The sequence below is a fragment of the Chryseobacterium sp. MHB01 genome, from assembly GCF_034651565.1.
Lineage (GTDB): Bacteria > Bacteroidota > Bacteroidia > Flavobacteriales > Weeksellaceae > Chryseobacterium > Chryseobacterium nepalense.
The window spans coordinates 238543-258324 of sequence record NZ_JAYEDA010000001.1 but is presented as its reverse complement, the minus strand read 5'-3'; the positions used below and the strand labels follow the sequence as shown (position 1 = coordinate 258324).

The 19782-nt window shown below is 31.9% G+C and carries 19 protein-coding genes; 5 read left to right on the top strand and 14 right to left on the bottom strand.

Annotated features, from left to right (window positions below):
• Positions 1–28: 28 nt before the first annotated feature.
• From U9K52_RS01310 to U9K52_RS01275, 8 genes are all read right to left on the bottom strand, one after another.
• Positions 29–1279, bottom strand: a complete 1251-nt coding sequence (locus U9K52_RS01310) for a chloride channel protein (RefSeq protein WP_322924668.1) — start codon at positions 1277–1279, stop codon at positions 29–31.
• Positions 1280–1345: 66 nt separating this feature from the next.
• A complete protein-coding gene (locus U9K52_RS01305) occupies positions 1346–1711 on the bottom strand; it encodes a DUF488 domain-containing protein (protein ID WP_322924666.1) in 366 nt (121 codons plus the stop codon).
• 85 nt (positions 1712–1796) lie between these two features.
• On the bottom strand, positions 1797–2198 hold the full coding sequence (locus U9K52_RS01300) for a hypothetical protein (RefSeq protein ID WP_322924665.1): 402 nt from the start codon (positions 2196–2198) through the stop codon (positions 1797–1799).
• 11 nt (positions 2199–2209) lie between these two features.
• The gene (locus U9K52_RS01295) at positions 2210–2470 is read right to left on the bottom strand and encodes a hypothetical protein (RefSeq protein WP_322924663.1); all 261 of its coding nucleotides are present in this window, start codon (positions 2468–2470) and stop codon (positions 2210–2212) included.
• A gap of 1 nt (position 2471) precedes the next feature.
• The gene (locus U9K52_RS01290; RefSeq protein ID WP_322924661.1) at positions 2472–3467 is read right to left on the bottom strand and encodes a cytochrome c; all 996 of its coding nucleotides are present in this window, start codon (positions 3465–3467) and stop codon (positions 2472–2474) included.
• Positions 3467–5200, bottom strand: a complete 1734-nt coding sequence (locus U9K52_RS01285) for a cbb3-type cytochrome c oxidase subunit I (protein WP_322924659.1) — start codon at positions 5198–5200, stop codon at positions 3467–3469. The genes U9K52_RS01290 and U9K52_RS01285 overlap by 1 nt, the downstream gene beginning before the upstream one ends.
• 92 nt (positions 5201–5292) lie before the next feature.
• Positions 5293–5892 (bottom strand): Crp/Fnr family transcriptional regulator, encoded by a 600-nt coding sequence (locus tag U9K52_RS01280; protein WP_322924657.1) that lies wholly within the window; start codon positions 5890–5892, stop codon positions 5293–5295.
• A 47-nt stretch (positions 5893–5939) separates the two neighbouring features.
• Positions 5940–6824 carry an AraC family transcriptional regulator gene (locus tag U9K52_RS01275; RefSeq protein ID WP_322924655.1) on the bottom strand — a complete coding sequence of 295 codons (885 nt, stop codon included), beginning with the start codon at positions 6822–6824 and terminating at the stop codon, positions 5940–5942.
• A gap of 98 nt (positions 6825–6922) precedes the next feature.
• Here U9K52_RS01275 and ccoN point away from each other — a divergent pair, with 98 nt between their 5' ends.
• From ccoN to ccoG, 3 genes are read left to right on the top strand one after another with little or no spacing between them, the layout of a single operon-like run.
• Positions 6923–9184 (top strand): cytochrome-c oxidase, cbb3-type subunit I, encoded by a 2262-nt coding sequence (ccoN, locus tag U9K52_RS01270; protein ID WP_322924653.1) that lies wholly within the window; start codon positions 6923–6925, stop codon positions 9182–9184.
• Positions 9185–9195: 11 nt separating this feature from the next.
• Entirely contained in the window at positions 9196–9372 is a 177-nt protein-coding gene (locus U9K52_RS01265; RefSeq protein WP_322924652.1) for a cbb3-type cytochrome c oxidase subunit 3, read from the top strand.
• 28 nt (positions 9373–9400) lie between these two features.
• The gene (ccoG, locus tag U9K52_RS01260) at positions 9401–10858 is read left to right on the top strand and encodes a cytochrome c oxidase accessory protein CcoG (RefSeq protein ID WP_322924650.1); all 1458 of its coding nucleotides are present in this window, start codon (positions 9401–9403) and stop codon (positions 10856–10858) included.
• Positions 10859–11720: 862 nt separating this feature from the next.
• On the opposite strand, the gene U9K52_RS01255 is transcribed toward ccoG, so the two are convergent.
• Genes U9K52_RS01255 through U9K52_RS01235 form a run of 5 tightly spaced genes read right to left on the bottom strand, consistent with a single transcriptional unit; the run spans position 11721 to position 16496 of the window.
• Positions 11721–12077 (bottom strand): hypothetical protein, encoded by a 357-nt coding sequence (locus U9K52_RS01255; RefSeq protein ID WP_322924648.1) that lies wholly within the window; start codon positions 12075–12077, stop codon positions 11721–11723.
• 13 nt (positions 12078–12090) lie between these two features.
• Positions 12091–12498, bottom strand: a complete 408-nt coding sequence (locus U9K52_RS01250) for a hypothetical protein (protein ID WP_062676339.1) — start codon at positions 12496–12498, stop codon at positions 12091–12093.
• 23 nt (positions 12499–12521) lie between these two features.
• Positions 12522–14111, bottom strand: a complete 1590-nt coding sequence (locus tag U9K52_RS01245) for a hypothetical protein (RefSeq protein WP_322924646.1) — start codon at positions 14109–14111, stop codon at positions 12522–12524.
• Positions 14112–15170 (bottom strand): HlyD family secretion protein, encoded by a 1059-nt coding sequence (locus U9K52_RS01240; protein WP_322924644.1) that lies wholly within the window; start codon positions 15168–15170, stop codon positions 14112–14114.
• Between the two features lie 3 nt (positions 15171–15173).
• Positions 15174–16496 (bottom strand): TolC family protein, encoded by a 1323-nt coding sequence (locus U9K52_RS01235; RefSeq protein ID WP_322924642.1) that lies wholly within the window; start codon positions 16494–16496, stop codon positions 15174–15176.
• Between the two features lie 129 nt (positions 16497–16625).
• Between U9K52_RS01235 and U9K52_RS01230 the strand changes: the two genes are divergently transcribed.
• On the top strand, positions 16626–17417 hold the full coding sequence (locus tag U9K52_RS01230; protein WP_062676471.1) for an AraC family transcriptional regulator: 792 nt from the start codon (positions 16626–16628) through the stop codon (positions 17415–17417).
• Positions 17418–17732: 315 nt separating this feature from the next.
• Here U9K52_RS01230 and U9K52_RS01225 read toward each other — a convergent pair whose 3' ends face one another.
• Positions 17733–18263, bottom strand: coding sequence for an antirestriction protein ArdA (locus U9K52_RS01225; protein WP_322924638.1), 531 nt, complete (start codon positions 18261–18263; stop codon positions 17733–17735).
• A 597-nt stretch (positions 18264–18860) separates the two neighbouring features.
• Here U9K52_RS01225 and U9K52_RS01220 point away from each other — a divergent pair.
• Positions 18861–19781 (top strand): DUF1837 domain-containing protein, encoded by a 921-nt coding sequence (locus tag U9K52_RS01220; protein ID WP_322924636.1) that lies wholly within the window; start codon positions 18861–18863, stop codon positions 19779–19781.
• Position 19782 lies beyond the last annotated feature (1 nt).

Below are 19782 nucleotides of genomic sequence, written 5' to 3'. Positions count from 1 at the left end.
CACTTTTAAGAAAAGAAAACAGACATTATTAGCTTTTAATATCATATGAATATACATTATAGGGTATAATTCTCCTAGCTAAGTTTTGCGAAGCCCAACATCCTAATAATACTGGAAAGAATAACACATATCCGTTAGGTGCTAGATTACATACCAAGAAAAGTGCAGTTAAAGGAGCATAAATAGATGCTGATAAAGTAGCGGCAGCCCCAACCAACACAAAATTTACATAAATTAAAGATGTTCCAAAAAAAGTATTGCAAAAAAGAGCAAAGGTAAGTCCCAAGAATGCACCTGCAACAATACTAGGCGCAAAAACACCACCATCTCCTCCAGCGCCAAGAGTTAGAGCAGAAGCTAATGGTTTTAATAAAATTAGAAAAAGAAGAAAAAGAAAGGAGTAACTCTTGGGATGGTTGAGAATTTCCGATAATGAATGATAACTATCGCCATACAAAAACGGAAAACAAAATATTAGCCCCCCTACAATTAAAGCTCCTAAATTTACCCTCAAAAAATTATTGGAAATTCCTGAAAAAAAATCTTTAATCTTAATAACTAAAACTGTAAAATAAACAGATAAAACACCTCCTAATAAACTTAAGATTACAAAAAACGGAAGCGCAGTCCATTTCCATCCAGTAATTTCAAAAGAGAGTAATGGTTCACTTTTTATAAAACAAAGAAAAATAGCGGAAATGGTAGCAGATGCAGTACAGCTTATAAAAAGTGTTTTATTAAACTTTCTTGCAATTACTTCCATAGCAAAAAGCCACCCAGCAATTGGACTTCCAAATAAAATACTTACCCCAGCAACAACCCCAGCACTAATAAGTTCCAATTTATAAATATTTGCAGAAAAATGTTTTTCGTATATCGTATTTCCTAGAGTTGCTGTTGCAACGACCGTAGATACTTCAATTCCTGTGGAACCGCCGAAGATTACAGTAAGAAATCCATTAAAATAATGTGATGGAATCTTGAAAAGAGGTAGATGATTTTTTCTTTGATCAAGAGTTTTGTAAATTTCGGTGATTCCTTTATTTTTTCTATTCAAAAAAAAGTATTTTCTTAAAAAGTAGATTGCTGTAATCCCAATCGTTGGCAGAAAAATAAAAATTAAGGTATTTTCTTCTTCTGCAAAATGAAATATGAGCTTTTGAAAATATTCAGTAATTAACTTTAATGAGTATCCTAGAAAAGAAGCGCAGATACTTATTATGATAGAAATTAAAATTAATCTGAAATAATGGTGTCTTTGTATGCTTTTTCTTTTCATTACCAATATAAATTCAATTTTTTCACAAAATTAGGTGCTGGATAGATGGATTCAAAAAGAAATCTATCATATTTTATCATTTAAAATCAAATTTTCTAAATATTTTTTTAAAATCAAAGGATGGCAATGCTGCTCATCTTTAGCACCATAGACCAAAGTGATGATATCTTGTTTTTTATTTCGATTTAGAAATTCTTTTCCAGAACCATTTTCTTTGAGTTCGGTTTCGTATTTTTCTGAAAAACCCTTCCAAAGTTTAGGATCATGGTGAAACCACTTTCGGAGTTCATTAGAAGGAGCTAACTCTTTATTCCATTCTTCAATATGGGCATTTTCTTTAGAGATTCCTCGAGGCCATAATCTATCTACTAAAACACGGTATCCATCTGTAGGAGAAAAAGTTTCATAGATTCTTTTGAGTTTTATTTTCATTCAGTGTAGTATTAATGTTAAATAAATTAAAAAAATCGTCAAAATTTATCGTGACTAGGTTAATAAAAATAGACAAATATTTAATTTAAAGACTAAAATTCGTAACAATATAAAAAGCTGCCCAAGCTATAAATATCAAAGCGATAACCCAAACCCAAACTGGAATAGTTCTCGGGTTTTCACTTCCTTTAATAATAAAACTCTGATTTCTACCTGTATCATACGCATTGATCATCAATGGTAATATTCCGTTGACGGTTTCATTGTTAGATAGCCCCTCCATATGAATGATCGGTCCATTACGCACATTAAAACGAGTAATTTTCAGGCCTTCTTTATTATCAAATTTGCTAACAATTTTTAAAGTGTGTTCTCCGTCTGCCAATTTCGTGGTATCGAGATTGAAAACTATAGGAGTCTGAAGTTCAGCAATAGGATTCGGTTCCTCATCTATATATAAAAAGACTACGGCATTATGTTTTGACATTTTTCTAAGATTTAAAAATCCAATATATTATTTTTGATATGTTTCTTGCTATTCTCGTTTGGTTTGATTAAGAATTTGAAAGAATAAAACAATGTTCCTAGGGTAATTATTGTAATAATTGTCACAATAACCCAATCCCAGTTTGATTCAGGACCCGTACCATGTGTAAAGTTTTGGGTTATTTTGGGTTGCTGAAGCCTACAGGCATCACAAGCCTGAACATATTCAGTCCAAAGAACAAAAATAGGAATTATAAACTTTAATTTTTTCATACTATTTTATTTTATCCATGATTGTTTTTACTTCTTCAGCAGTTACTTTCTTACCATTATTTCCCCAGCTTGTTCTTTCATGATTAATGATAGCAGCCACATCTTCAGGTTTGAAATTAGCATTGGTCCCTACTGCTGGCATTTCTCCAAATTGAGGTGCCAGACCGTTATATCCTTTCATAATAATAGTAACATACAGTTCCAAATTATCTCCTAAGACTACTTTGTCACCTTTCAATGGTGGGAATGCTCCCGGAACTCCTTCTCCGGTTGCCTGGTGACAGGTGGCACAATTGGCTACAAATAAAGCTTCTCCATCAGGAAGATTATCTCCTCCAACACTTCCTTCAGTTTTTTTCTCTTCTTTTTTGTACAAAAATTCTCTTGCCGGAATACTCTTAGGAAGTTCGGTCTGTTTAAGACTGAGAAGATATGCCACCAGGTCACTGGCATCTTTTGATGGAACAACTTTTCCTTTAATTCCTTTTTTAAATGCGTCAGGAAGACTGATTTCCTTATCTCCAGGATCAAGTTGATCTTTAATTAGGAATAACCATTTATAAGAAGGCATGATCGATTGGGGAACTACAGATCTGGGGTTGAATAGGTGGGAGTATTGCCAGTCTTTACTAGATTGTCGGGCTCCGATATTGGTAAGATCGGGACCTGTTCTTTCTGTTCCCATGAGGGTAGCAGTATTCTGGAAAAGATTGAGTCTTTTGTTTCTGGCATAATCTGCAGCCAGGCTTGGACGGTTACCGAATACTTGGTCCATGTCTACATTACGAACCTGCTGAGTATGACATGCTACACAACCTTCACGGATATAAATTGATTTCCCACGGCTTTCTTCTTCTGTAAGAGGTTTACTTCCCTGTAAAGGTTTATATACTTTTTGGTTGTTCAATGCAGGAAATATGCATATAAACAGGGTCAGAAAAAGGAAAAATGCCAATGCTGAAGAAAAAAGTTTCTTATGATCACTAAAAAAATCCATTATGCTTTTGTTTTTTTATTGTGAATGATTTCTAAAATATCGTCTGGTGTCTGAGGAAGTTTAATTTCTTTTTTGGGCTTTATCATTCTGTAAAAATTATAAGCAAAGATGATGTGTGACAACCACATCATTGTTCCCCCGATCGCTCTCCAGAGCCAGAAAGGCATCATATGCATAACTCCTTCAATAAACGGTTGTTTCTCCATCCACATCATTCCTTTTTCTGTAGAGCCTATCATTAGTGAAACGGTATATACTAAAACCCCAACCAAAGCTAACCAAAAATGTAATCCGACGGTAATACTTGGTGGTTCACATGAAGTAAGTCTTGGTACTAAGGTATAAGTGAAAGACCATAGCATAAATGTAATAATCCCGTACATCGTTAAGTGTGAATGGGCTACCGTAAAATCAGTAAAATGCCATAATAGATTGGTAGATCTGAAAGCTTCTGCCGTTCCTTGCATTGAGCCTGTAAAGTAAAAAATAATAGAAACTACATAAAAAGGTAGTACATAACTCAGTTTCAAGCGATGCCATGACCCACGAATTGTCATCATAAAATTAATACTGCCTGCTGCAACAGGAATCACCATGCCCACACTAGCAACAATAGCAATAGTCTGCATCCACCATGGGATAGCACTAAAAATAAAATGATGTGTCCCAATGAGAGTATAAAATAAAATCTGTGTCCAAAACGCAAGTATACTCAAACTATAAGAATACACCGGACTGTTCAACTCTTGTGGAAGAAAATAATACATTAATCCCAAATTGAAAAACATAAACCACATCCCCACTCCCTGATGCATAAAATAACCCTGCGTTATGGTTTCTCCCAAACCGTCTTGCCAAAATGGAAGATAAGCAACCACCAATATGACTACAACAAACATCATAGCCGAGACTACATACCAATTGGAAACATAGATTTCTTCTGTTTTTCGGAACGCGATCGTATTGATATGATTATAAATACTAATTATAATTCCTGTAGCAAAAAGTAACATAACTGGCCAGATATATTCCCTGTACTCTCCGCCACTATTATTGATTCCCGCCATTAAGCAAACGCTACCAAGAAATACAGCAGAATTCATTAATATTAAAGTCACATATCCTATCTTAAGATTGAAAATTTTTGTATTTCCCACCCTTGGAATGACATAATATGAGAAACCTACCATTGCCATAGATGCCCATCCCCAAAAAACCATATTGGTATGTACGGGTCTAAGCCTTCCGAAACTCAACCAGCTGATATGGTCAGCATCCGGAGCGACAAATTTTATTCCAAGATATTCACCAACCGTGGTTCCCATAAAAAGCCAGAATACACTAGTGCCAAGAAACCAAAGGATTAATTTTTTTTCCTCATCCGGAATTTTAATATTCCTTCCCTCCTCTCTTTTGGTTTGCAGAAAACGGATTTCATGAATTTCATTTGCTTGGTCTATTAACCCACGCGGGTCTTTTACTTGCTTATTTGCGGAAAGTTCGTTTCCTGAAAGTTGGAATTCAAGTTCTTTTTTTCGTTCCTCCAACGCAGAAATTTCGCCTGGCTGCAGATGACTCAGATGCTCATATATCCTTTTAAGTTCTTTTTTTTTCAATGTATCAGAAATCATCCGATTTACTCTTATTAAAATAAGAATAAGTGCAAAAATGATGGGAATCAAAAAAAGAACAATTGTAATTTGTAAACCAGGCTCATTAAGAAGTTCGTTCATAGTATAAGTTTTAAGAAACAACTTTATTTACTTAAAACTACTTTGAATGCTTAATTTTCTATTATGATTGAAATCACAACTGGTTAGTTTATTTAATAGTAAATTAATCCTTTTTTTATCTTCAGCAGATTATTTTTTTCCATTAATTTAATAGTTCGTATAACAGTTTCTACACGCAATCCGGTTAGATTTGCCATCTGTTGGCGGGTTAACGGAACAATATATTCGGAATTTAAACCATTTTCTATGCAATAGATATTCTTAAAATAATTCATTAAAGTTTTAAGTCTCGTAGTAGGGTCATTAGAAAATATATGTTGAGACATGATCATTTTATAATATAACCTGCGTGAAAGGCTTTTGTTAATTTCTATCGCATATTTAGGATATTCAGTCAACAGTTTAAAAAAATCTTTGGAAGAAATCTGTATAATCTCACAATCTGTTAAGGCTATGGCATTAGTTGGATACTTTTCATTAATAAATAATAAGGCTTCGCCAAATCCTTGTGGTGCATTGATAATATTCTGAATGAATTCTTTTCCATCTTCACTGTAATTATTAAGCTTGACCGTTCCTGATATAATTTGAAAATAACTCTTACAGGTTGAATTTTCCTCATAGATAAAATCTCCACTACTATACTGCGTGATATTGTAATTATAATCTTTTATATGTTTTTCAGAAATCATTTCTATTAATCGTAATTTATTAAATTTATAATACTATTGAATGATTTTTAATACTTATTATAATATTGCTTTCGGAAGGCCTCGGGGGTAAATGATGTATATTTTTTAAAAAATTTTACAAAGTAAGACGGGTCTGAATAATTTAATGCTTCAGCAATATTTGTAATTGATAAATCAAAATTCACCAAAAGTCTTTTAGCTTCCAGAATAATCCTATTTCTAATAATTTCACCAGCTGATAGGTTAATTTGTTGCTTACATATAAAGTTCAATTGGTTAGGTGTTATATTTAGAGAAGTTGCATAATCTTTGGGTAATTTATATTGATGAAAATTAGTTTCTAAAATCTCTATAAACTGCTTTAATATTAAAGAATTATAATTCGTGTCAATAAATATAGTTTTGGAGATAGTATCTTTTCCAGCAAGTGCACAAATCTGAAGTATTAAAGATGCAATCATTATTTGTGACCAAGATTGAATGTCAGTCATTTCTGTAATAATATTTTCAAAACAAACTTTCAACTTACGTTGGTTTTCCTTTGAAATATTTACCATCTGGTCACTTTCAAATAAATTAAAAAATGGAAATTGATCAATTAACGAAGAATTGATCTTCAACTGATCAAAAAAAGTAGTGGAAAAATTAATTACATAACCTTCTGTATTTTCAGCCAATCTCCAACTATGAACCTGTCCCGGACGCATAAAAAAAATCTTTTCTGGAGCAACGTCGTATGTTTTGAAGTCGATTAAATTTTCACCATATCCTTTTACAAAATAGGTAACATGATAAAAAGAATGGCGATGAACTTTTGTTGTTCCAGGATTTTGATCTAAAAATTCTGAAAATCTATCAATGGTAAATACTTCATTAATTGAATTACACGTCGACAGACCTTCAATTTCAAATGTTGGATAAACCTCCTTCATACTTTATTGCTGTAATATTTTAATCATCATAAAAATAGCTATTTTTTCGATGATTAACACCATAAATAAATGATAGTGGTATATTAACTTTGAACATAATGGAAACACAGAATTTTTACTATGATAACACCATAGTACGTGCATTTTTATATGCAACAATAGTTTTTGCGTTAATAGGATTCGTCTTTGGACTGACTGCAGCTCTGCTTTTGTTTTACCCTGAACTGCCTGAATTCATTTTTGGGACAGATGACCAATCTATTCATATCTTGAGAAACGGAGGTATCCAAGCATTGATAGATACTAATGGAGCCTTCGGATTTGGTCGAATAAGAATGTTGCATACAAATACTGTAATCTTTGCATTTGTTTGTAACAGCTTTTTTATTGGGGTATACTACTCTGTACCTCGCCTCTTAAAAACAGAAATGTTTAACAAAACATTAAGTTGGATTCATTTTTGGACGTGGCAGTTAATGGTCGTAGTAACATTTATTACTTTCTTCATGGGAATCAATACATCAAAGGAATATGCGGAACATGAATGGCCAATCGACATACTTCTTACTTTTTCATGGGTAATTTTTGGACTTAATATGTTCGGAACCATCACAAAAAGAAGAGTTAGACATCTATATGTTGCAATTTGGTTTTATTTGGGAACTTGGATTGCAGTAGCAATGCTTTACATATTCAATAACCTTGAAGTTCCCTTATCATTTACGGGGTGGAAATCATATTCTGCGTATGCTGGAGTAAAAGATGCTATTGTACAATGGTGGTATGGTCACAACGCAGTTGCATTTATTTTAACCACTCCAATTTTGGGATTAATGTATTATTTTTTACCAAAAGCAGCCGAACGGCCTGTTTTTTCGTATAAACTCTCAATTATTCATTTCTGGTCGTTAATTTTTGTGTATATCTGGGCAGGACCACATCATCTTCAATATACAGCAATACCAGCATGGGCACAAGCTGTAGGTACTGGTTTTTCAATTATGCTGATTGCCCCATCATGGGGAGGAATGCTGAATGGACTATTGACTCTGAGAGGATCTTGGGATAAAGTACGAGAAAATCCTATTTTAAAATTCTTTGTCGTTGCAGTTACTTGTTATGGTATGGCAACTTTTGAGGGACCACTACTGGCGACTAAAAACATCAACAAAATTGGTCACTTTACCGATTGGGTGATAGGTCATGTTCACCTTGGAGCATTAGGATGGAATGGTTTTATGGCTTTTGGAATGATCTACTACCTTATTCCAATCCTATGGAGAACAAAAATATGGTCTGTTAAGCTGGCGAACTGGCATTTCTGGTTAGGAACTTTAGGAATTATTTTCTACGCAGTACCAATGTATATTTCAGGATTTACACAAGGATTAATGTGGAAACAATTTAACCCGGATGGGACATTATTATGGAAAAACTGGTTAGATACAGTAACGGCAATTATCCCTTATTTTAAAATGAGATTTTTAGGTGGGTTATTTTACTTTTCAGGTGCTATCTTAATGGTCATTAATCTTACAGCTACTATTAGAAAAGGCTCTTTCCAAAAAGAAGTGCCTGCCGAAGCACCGGCCTTAGCCAATATTAGTAATAAAAGGAAAGAGGGAGAAGGTATCCATCTTTGGTTGGAAAGATTGCCCGTCTTATTCACAGTCTTATCTTTTATTGCAGTATCAATTGGAGGAGCTGTAGAAATTATACCAACTTTAATGCTTAAACAAAATATACCGACAATTTCAGCGGTAAAACCATATTCCCCATTAGAATTAGAAGGTAGAGATTTATACATCCGCGAAGGCTGTAATGCCTGTCACTCTCAAATTGTAAGACCATTCCGAGATGAGATTGTAAGATTTAATGGCAAAAACGGCCAGTATTCTAAGGCTGGGGAATTTGTTTATGACAGACCATTCCTTTGGGGTTCAAAAAGAACAGGACCAGATTTACATAGAGAAGGTGGTAAAAACCCAAGTTCTTGGCATTATAAACATATGTATAACCCTAGGTCCACATCCGCCGGTTCTATCATGCCTCGATATCCATGGCTAATAGCCAATAATTTAGATCGATCTAAAATGATCGATAAGCTAAAATTTATGAAAAATACATTTGATGTACCTTACACAAAAGCCCAAATTGATTCAGCTGATAAATGGGCCGATAATCAGGCATCTATAATAGTGAAAGATATTTTTTCGGAGGCTACAGACTTGAAAGAAGCCTACGCCAAAAGGCCACAAGGTGAACTAGAAAAGAAAGAAATTATAGCCCTTATAGCCTATCTGCAAAGATTAGGTACAGATATAAAAACAAGCGATATAAAAACAGCTGGTAACAATTAAATATACATGAAATGATTCCTCAAAACTTTAAAGACATTTTAGCAAATACTGATTATGCAGGATTTTATCAAACGTTATCCATGATTATTTTTTTATTTTTTTTTGTTATTCTCATACTTTATGTTTTCACAAGACCAAAAAAATTTTATCATGAAGCAGAGCGTGCTCCCCTCCGTGATGATCAATAAGAATTACAATTTATATACTAACACTGAAATGTCAGAAATAAATGAAGAAGTCGTTCGCGGCGGACAGGGGCAAGTTTTAAACCCTGAGACCTATAGAGATTCTATAGGAACAATGGAACAATCAGGTAAGAGAAAATGGGTTTTTCCAAAAAAACCAAAGGGTAAATACACTAATTACAGAGATCTAGTAAGTTATACTCTTTTGATTATGTACTTTGTCATTCCATTTATTAAAATTAATGGAAACCCTTTCTTTTTGTTAAATGTCATTAATGGAGAATATTTTATTGCGGGGCAACCTTTCTATCCGCAGGATTTTTTTATTCTTACCCTAGGTGCTATCGCTTCTCTTATTTTCATTATTGTTTTTACTATTGCCTTTGGAAGAATTTTTTGTGGTTGGATATGCCCTCAAACAATTTTTATGGAATCAGTCTTCCGAAAAATAGAGTTTTGGATTGAGGGTGATCGCAATAAACAAATGAGACTTGATCGACAGGAATGGAATACTGAAAAAATTTGGAAAAGGACTCTAAAATGGGCTATTTATATTATCATTTCTCTCATCATAACCCACATTATGTTTATGTATATTGTTGGTTACGAAAAAGTGTTTAAAATTATCTCGGAAGGACCTTTTGAGAACATCACCAACTTTATTGTTATGATTCTTTTTACAGCCACTTTTTATTTTGTATTTGCATGGTTTCGAGAGCAGGTTTGCACATTGGTTTGTCCATATGGAAGGTTACAAGGTGTACTAATTGATAAGGAAACTATTAATGTATTTTATGATTTCAAAAGAGGTGAAAACCGCTCTAAATGGAGAAAAGGGGAAGACAGAAAAGTTACAGGAAAAGGTGATTGTATCGATTGTTATCAATGTGTTGCAGTTTGTCCTACTGGAATCGATATTAGAGACGGACAGCAATTGGAATGCGTAAATTGTACTGCATGTATAGATGCATGTGACGAAATAATGGAAAAAGTAGGTTTGCCAAAAGGTTTGATCAGATACGCATCAGAAAAAGAGATTGAGACCGGGACTCCTTATAAGTTTACTAGCAGAATGAAAGGTTTTGCAGCAATTCTGATATTGCTGATCGGGTTCCTTGGATTCCTTCTGTCAAGCAGAGGTGATATGGAAGCGAAGTTTATCAAACCTGCAGGTAGTACATTTTTTGTAAGAGAAGGAAAAATTATCAATACGTATAATTACACATTTCTTAATAAGACAAATAATAAAAAAATTGTTACTATAAAAGTTATCGAACCGGCACATGCTGAAATTAATTATAGTGCTTCTAGTAAAATAGTCGTAGATCGTGATAAAATATCAAAAGGAACCATCAACATCAGCTTTCCAGAATCACAAATGAATCTTTCCAAACAGAATATTACTATAGGTGTATATGATTTAAATGGGAAGTTAATTGATTCTTATCAGACTTACTTTGAAGGTCCTTTTAAATTACAAATACCTTAAAAGTCATCATAGCAAACGTAGCCAATATTAAAAGTGTTTTAAACTATAGCTTTAGTCATTAATTTATCACCTATTCACACATACATTTAAAAAGATGAAACTGGATAGGTACTCTTTTTTTAGTGAACTACGTTAATTTAGTTTAAAATATTTCAATAACTTGATGTAATGTCAGAGTGAACAAATCGTATTTTCTCAACATAAAAAAACTTGTTTTAATCACAATATTCCATACTCATCAACAAAGAATTAGATACTTTTTTTAAGATAAAACATATTCGCATTGTTTATAACTGTTAAATTACAATTCTTTACCAGACAACCTGTTCAGTAATTTGTTTTAAAGAATCAAGACTATTGTTCAGTGTACAAATTTATTTGTGTTTTGTCATAAACGAAAAAGAAATTTTGATCATTGTTTCGATTGATAATGAAAAAATAAAAGTCAAAAGAATTAATACGCAAATAGAATTTTGATATAATAGCAGAATCTAGATCTTTATGCAAGATCGTGATTGAAAAGTCAAAATTTTGTTTACAATATCTACAAACTATTGTTTCAAAGGTCAAAGACTTGATGGAAGATGAAAATCCGTTTTTACGAACAAAAACACAAGAAAATTGATTCATATAAAAACTATAACCTGTCTTCTTATATGCCTGTTTACTATCTTAGATTTTTTTGAAAAGTAGCCCATAGTAATCCACCGAAAAAATAATAAAAGCTATTCTAAAAATTTCTTAAGCTATTAAAGGCTCAAAATATAGAATAACTCTTAATTTATTCACTTTCGGTCATAAGATTGCATTACGCAATCTTATGATTAATTTTAATTAATCATAAGTGATACTAAATTAATTGTTAAAATATTTTATTATTATTTATTCCAAAAACATAATTTCCGAATTTCTCTATTCCTTTTCTAATTTTCTTGAACAATTCCGAGAACTCAATAATGTTTTCATCTACGCAAATTGAAGTAGTTATTCCTTTTATATTGTTATTTGAATTTGATATTGCAAAAACATAAATTATTTCAGAATTATCGTCATAACATTTATATATTTTATCAACTTTGAACCCAGAAGCTGGAATTTCAGAACCTTTTGTTTTAATATTTTGTATTAAATTTAAATATTCCGTTAGTTCATTTTGTAAAAGATACCCACTGTCTAGGAGTTCTGATATAGTTTCACTAAAAATTCTTATTTCCTCCATACTTGTTTTATTCTTAGTCCCAGGTGCCTTGCATCGAAATACTTAAACTATCGTTTTCAATTTCCATATCAATAGGGAAAACAATTTTATAGTCATCCATATCAATATCACACCTTCCAATATATCCTGAAATCCCGCCCCAAAGCTCCAGGTGGTAATTTTTCCCGTATAGGTTCATGCTTGGCGAAGGATACATTTTTAGAGTTGCCGGCAATGGTAATGTACTTGGATATTCTTCAGTTTGCGCAATCGACTCTGGTAAATCATCAGAAAAAGCTTTTATATACAGCTTTTGTTCGGGTAAATTCTTTGAATATTCAAGAAGCTTCACTGTTTTCAGATGAAAAGTATTGTCATCATTATTACAGGAAAAAAGACCATTTAATATCAAAAGAATAATTAATATATGTTTTAATTTCATAATATAAGTATTGATTAAAAAGTTTAAGCCGGTGAAAGTCTTCGGGATCTAAGATATACACGAGTCCTATTAACATACGGGAATATTGCAATAAGTACCATAATGATTAATAAGAAAATAGCCATCATCTCATAATAATCCATAGCAAAACGGATCTGTGTTTGCATAGTAAGATTTTTAATAAGTAATTTCTCAGAAGCTTTAGAAGATATTCCCTCCAGCATACCTTTGGTACTAAGTTTTGTATTTTGCTTATGCAAAAAGTTTTTTACCATAGGATCTATTTTTGTTAAATGATCCTGAAAAGCATTATAATGCATACTTTTTCTGAAAAGCTCGAAATAATTTATAATAGCAATACTTACAGCATAACCAAAATACCTTATAGCTAATGCAGCAGCAGCAGCAGATGGACCTAACGAGACTGGTACAGAGGCAATAATATAAACAATTGTGGGTACCATAATAAAACCTACACCCATTCCCTGAAGAAATAATGGTAGAAAATAATTAAATTCATCAGCTTGTATATCAAAAAGATAATACATCCTTACGTGGAAAACAAACAATAAACAAAATCCTAATAACCAAATATTTCTGATTCTTTTTTTCTGCAGAATCATCGCAGCAGAAATAATAACTCCAGCTATTATCCCTAAAATATTAAAAACATTCATGTAAGAGAGGTAAAAAGGATCAAACTTCAATACTCCCGTGAAATAGCTATTGGTAATACCTGACGCAAACCGACAGATATACATAACAAAAAGCACAACTAAACCTACTTTACAATTTCGATAAGAAAAAATACGTAAATTGATATAGGGTCGCTTCAATGATTTCTGACGAAATATAGAAATAATTAACAGAATTATTATAGCTAATACACTACCGGAAATCCTGACATCATCAAGCCAATAGTACTCTTGTCCAAATATGGTAATATAACCTAAAAGTGACAGAATAGCACTGTACATTACAAAGCTTTGCCAATCCAATTTGTATAAAGGAAATTTAACGTGTAACCGAAATGAATTCATTCCTGTTATTATAAACAGTAAACCTGGAAAGAAGGAGAATATTGCAGACTTATAAACGATGTTAAAGTTGTAAGAATCTATTAATTCCGCGGTAACCAAATTGTTGAAAGGCAAAGCACAGAGCAAAGTTCCAAAAAATACTGAAAAACCAATTTCTCTCGCACGTTCACTTTTCAACCTTGTAAACATTAAAGATAAAGAGATATTCACATTGGATGCAAACAACATTCCTTGTATAAACCTTACGGGAAATAATATATAAACATCTTTTGTAATGTAACATACCAAACAAGCAAGCATTTGCAGAGTAGTAAAAATTATAAAATATTCTTTCGCAGCTAGAAAAGTAAAGAACCTTCTTTCCAGAGAATAAAATCCTACGTATCCGGCGTAAAAAAGAGCCACTGCAAACTGCATATCTGCGGGTTCACTTCCATAATAGCCTGCTGCTGCATTGATGTTAGCTAGAGGAAGAAAGAAAATCACAATTCCAGGTAGGGTCATACTGAAAAGTACTATTTTCACCATCCAGTCAGGAATCCAAGATTTAAATATTGGGATTGCTGTCTTCATTTAACTATGCTTTTTAGACGCAAATACGTTAACATTCATACCTACCTTTAAAACATCTATTTCTTTCCTCGAACCATCTACTCGTATTCTTATGGGTATACGTTGAACAATTTTAACATAATTACCTGTAGAGTTATCAGGTGGGAGTAACGAGAAACTAGAACCCGTAGCAGGTGAAAGAGAAATAATAGTTCCTTTAAACTCTTTTTCAGGATATGCATCTGCGATAATTTTTACTTCATCACCTATTCTCATATCTTTAATTTGAGTTTCTTTATAATTTGCAACGACCCATTTATCTGTATCGTCATTTACAATAAAAGCAAGAGTTTCCCCTGCATCAATCATTTGACCCACTTCAACTGTACGTCTTCCCATTCTGCCATTATAAGGAGCTGTAATGTACGTATAAGTAACATCTAATTTATGTCTATTTAGCAATGATTTCAACCTTTGAATTTCAGCCTTTACAACATTTCTTTCTGCGCGAATATCTTCTATTTTTGAAACTGATGCAGCGTAGTTTTCTTGAGATGATCTATATTCACTTTTATCTACATCAAGTTGTGCCTGAACTTTTTCGACTTGTTGTTTAGTAGCAGATTCTTCATTATATAGTTTCAGATATCTATCATAATCCAATCCTTGTTTCCATACCTTCGCTTTATTTGCGGCAATCTGTGCTTGAGAAGAAGAAGCTTCATTTTCCAATGTATTAATTGTACTTCCTAAAACGACAAGCTGAGCCTCAGCTTTTGCAAGAGATGCTTGTGTTTGTTCTTGTTGAAGAACATATTCTCTATTATCAATCACCAAAATTGTGTCTCCCTTTTTTACGTTTTGATTTTCTTCAAACTTAACATCAACTATAAAGCCTCCAGCCCTAGAAATAACAGGATTAACATACTCTTGTATTTGTGCATCATTTGTTTGCTCATATTTATAATAATCCATTAAGGATCCTCCCCCCCAAACTATAAGCCCCAAAAGAATTAAACTTGCAATCCACCCTGTAATTTTAGTAACAAATCTATCAGTTACCGTATATTTTTTTTTCATGATTTATAAAATACCTATTATATTTTGTAGTAAGTAATATTTATTTTGTGCCATTATTTTTGCTGCTTCAAGCTCGAACTTTGTCTGCAGAAGTTGTACATCTGCATCTAACAAATCTGTAATTAAAGAAGTCTGATTAAAGTAAGTATTTTTAATAATTCTTGCATTTTCTTTCGCATGAGCCTGATTAGCCTCAGCAACTTTTATCTGTTCTAAAGCCTCCTGATACCTCAGGTAAGCTTCTTTTACTTGTTGTCTTACCTTATCTTCGGTATTTTTATAACTTTCTTCTTCTTTTTCAAACTCTATTTTGGCAGCTCTTACCTTATGGGTATTATGATAAAAAGATGATAAATTGAAAGATGCTCTTAACCCTATTACCCCCAAAGAATACCAATATGGATTGTAAGGAAATAAGAAAATTTGTGGATTTGCATAATAAAATTCTCCATACATTCCAATTTTGGGTCTTACATTAGCTTTAATTTGATCTATTTTTATTTTACTGAGCTCTGTTTTGTGTTCTGAAATGTGATAATCAAATGAATGTTCTAAGGCCGTTTTTAAATATTCTTCGTAGGAGGTGGTATTGTTCCAAATGTAAGTCGGTTCGTCTGGAACTACAATTTGTTCGTCAGGAACTCCAATAATAATATTCAGTTTTTGAGTAGCAATAAGAATATCATTTTCTATCGTAATTAATGCCATTTCACGTCTGGAGAGCTCAAGCTCTATTCTCAAAACGTCACTCTTTAGTACAACACCGTTTTTTAATAAGCTACGTATTTCTTTCAGCTGTTTTTTTTGGTCTTCAATATCCTCTTTTATAAGTTTTCTGAAAATTAATATTTTTTGTAAGTCTAAATACAAAGCAGCCGTCTTGTAGTGAATATCAGAAACAGTTTGCTCTCTCTTAATTTCAGAAATCTCGTGAAGTATTTTTTCTTCTTTAATTTGTAGATTAAGTTTATTTCCATTATAGAGATTAAGATAAAAATCAGCACCTGCTCTGTAGAGTGTATGTATTACTTCATGTTGACTTGGTTTTGAAAATAAGCCATTTTCATAAATCGGTATATTGCTTGCTTTTTCTGCACTTCCTTTTATCTGCACTTCGGGAAGCCGCTCCGCTCTAAGATCTTTTACTTCTTCAGCAGAAATACCCACTTCCAAATGTTTTATCTTAATATCGCGACTGTGTTCCTCTGCTTTGTTCCAAGCGTCTTTTAGTGAGAGTTTTAATGTGTCTGCATTCCAAACAGAACTCTGGGCCCAAGTCGAAAAAGTTATTCCAAACATTAGAAATCCAGTGAGATAATTTTTCATTGAAAATTTTAGAATCATTGTATTGCAAATCTACATTATTTACATAAAAAAAATTTATCGACAATAGTCATTCTTTTCATGATTCCGGCCAAATTCATTATCTTTGTTATCAATAAATACAACATTAGTATGGGATTAATTAATTCACTACCAGATATTGATAAGAACGATAAAAGTGTATTTGTAATGCATGAAAAATCTGAAAAATTGATCCCGGTTCATAGACATACCAAAGGACAACTTAGTTATGTTGAAGGAGGTATCGCTTATATTACTATAAATAATCGGACATATGTTGTTCCCGCAAGACATTTCTTCTGGATTCCGCAGGGTTTGGAACATATTTTACAAATTGGTCATTCTGCAACAGTATTACGATCATTATATTTCTTTGCTCATGACGATTTGTCTGATCCTTTTTTCAGTCGTCTTGGTATTTATCCTGCCACAGAACTTTTAATACAAATGATCAAGTATACTGAAATATGGGATGAGAGACATGTAATATCTACTGATGAAAATTTTGAATTTTTAGTAGCATTAAAAAAAATTCTACCCAAAACCCATCAACAACCCTTGCCCATTATTCTTCCTGCCACCAAAAACAAGATGACTAGGAATATTGTTTCTTATCTTGAATGTACAATAGAAGAAAAACACAGTCTTGCTAGTATAAGTAAAAAATTTGGATTGAGTGAACGCTCTCTATCGCGTCTTTTTAAAACAGATTTGGATATTTCTTTTCTCCAATACTTAAAAACTTTAAGAATTATTAAGGCCATTGAACTTCTTCTTAATACAAATAAGTCCATTAATGAAATTGCATATAACGTGGGTTATAATTCTGTAAGCTCATTTAGTGATACTTTCCGCGAATTTACCAGATCGAGACCTTCAGATTTAAGGAAATTAAATAATTGAAATACTATACCTGAAAATATTCAAAAATAAAAATATTTCAACGGACAGTACCCTGCAAATAATTAAATTTTAATAAGACATTTTTAGCATACTCAATATATTAACTAATTCTTCTTTTTTTGGGAGTATTTTCCAGGTAATATTTCAGAAATTCTTTCCAAATCTTCCACCAAATGTTTCGAGATTTCTTCGGTTATGGGTACAAAAAGCACTGTTAATCAATTGATTTTCAGTGCTTTTATTTTTATCACTCCCGACTTTCTTCCCGACTTGAATTATTTTAATCATTTTGAATCTATTTTAATCTAAATGAATCTACGATTTGAAATAATGTCTGTTGCTTTCAAAATAATCATACATTAAATTTCTCGATGTAGCTTCCCAATCAACATAAATATAGTTTGGTAAGTTATCAAGAATATCTTCCTCTAATATAGATTGTGCAAATGTTTCATCGCTCGAATATTCACCAATATAATAATTCATAACATTGTTATAAATACTCTGAAAATCTAATTTCCCAATGCAATCTACATAAGCTTCAAAAATTTCGATATCATAGCAAGAATTGTCTATTTGCCGTGATATTTCGTAAATTTCGGCAGATAAAAAGTTTTCGTTAATCAATCCCAACTTTTCAAAAAAAGAACAGTTTTCATAATCCTGAAACATAAACTCTGCGTTATGTTCATCTTTGTGTAATTCTTTCATTGCTTCCAATAGCTCGTTATAATCAGAATAGTCTGATAAATTAAGCCATTTCCCCAATAATAAACCATTATTGTATTTTGTGTATGTTCCTACATAAATACTGCAAGAACCAAGACAATTTTGTAAATTTGTCATAGTCGATAATTTTAGTTACGTTAAAATTTATTGATGCGCCTTGTCGTGCTCCAACACTTCAAGGCTTTTTTATGTATAATTAAGATGTATTTCAGTAGAAAAATTGCTATTAAAATGCAGAATAAAGATAAATAAAAATCCCCATAGATACAAGTGTTCAAGACAGTTTTAACTTAAAAAGTAATGTTTTTAAAAAGATTTTAATCGTTTTGAAAAGATGGCAAAAAAGCAAAACCAGTTTCAAAAATCACAATTCGAGTATAGGGGGTATAGCAAATTTTTTGTTGATTAGATATACCTTTTTATGATTGGTAGGTTGGCTCTTAAAACCTCTATATAAAATTTCAGAATTGGGATATAGGCTGTTTCCATATAGGATTTTGAGACTTTGGGGCAATCTGGAATACATATATTTACAAAAAGCTTGTAATCTTAGTCTTTTTTTTAATTTGTTCAAAAAATTCTAAACTTCATCCATAATAGTTTTTTATAAATATTAATAATATTCGTTAATGCATTTAATATTATATAATATTGTGTATTTTAGCATTAAAACACCTATTTTAAAATATAAACTAATAGCAAAACTAATTAAATATGAAATTTCAAATTCTAATAGATGATAATTTCTGTAACTACTCTACTGATGGAGAACTTACAGGAATTGACAATAAAAAAATATTATCTATAATTAATGATTTTGAGGACGGAAAATGGAGATATAAAAAATTTCAAGAATTTATTTGGGATAATGTTAAAGAAACAGCTTTGAGTATAAAAGAGCGAAATGCCCTAATAAATGATGAAGGAAGTACGCTTGGTAAAGCCGTGGAAAAACTTCGTTTAATAGACGATCCTAATGATAAAGACAATGGTAAAGGAGGAGAAATAGCTGAAATAATACTATATGGCATAATGAAACATCATTTTAAAGCTATTCCCGTTGTACCTAAAATTTTTTATAAGCAAAATAAAAATGACTTTGCAAAGGGAGCCGACTCAGTTCATATTGTAATTGAAAATAACAATACTTTTTCATTATGGTTTGGTGAAGCAAAATTCTATGACAGTATCATCAATAGTAAGTTGGATAAAATTGTACAATCAGTTAATGAATCTCTCTTATTAGAAAAATTAAAAAAAGAGAATAGTTTAATAACTAACATTTCAGATTTAAAAGACTTCACCGAAATTAATGATGAACTAAAAGAAAGAATAATTAAAACTTTACACGAGGACACATCTATAGATGAAGTAAAACCAATACTTAACATTCCAATATTGATGGTGCATGAATGTAAAATCACACAGAAAGAAACCGACAATAATCCAAAATATAAGAATGATATAATTACTTTTCATAAAGATAGGGCAACAGAATATTTCAAAAAGCAGATTGCAAAATGCTCCACAGTACATAAATATTCGGAAATTAAATTTCATATAATTTTATTTCCAGTACCATATAAAAAACAAATTGAAGAAAAGTTTTTAGCAATTGCAAATGCACTAAAATAAA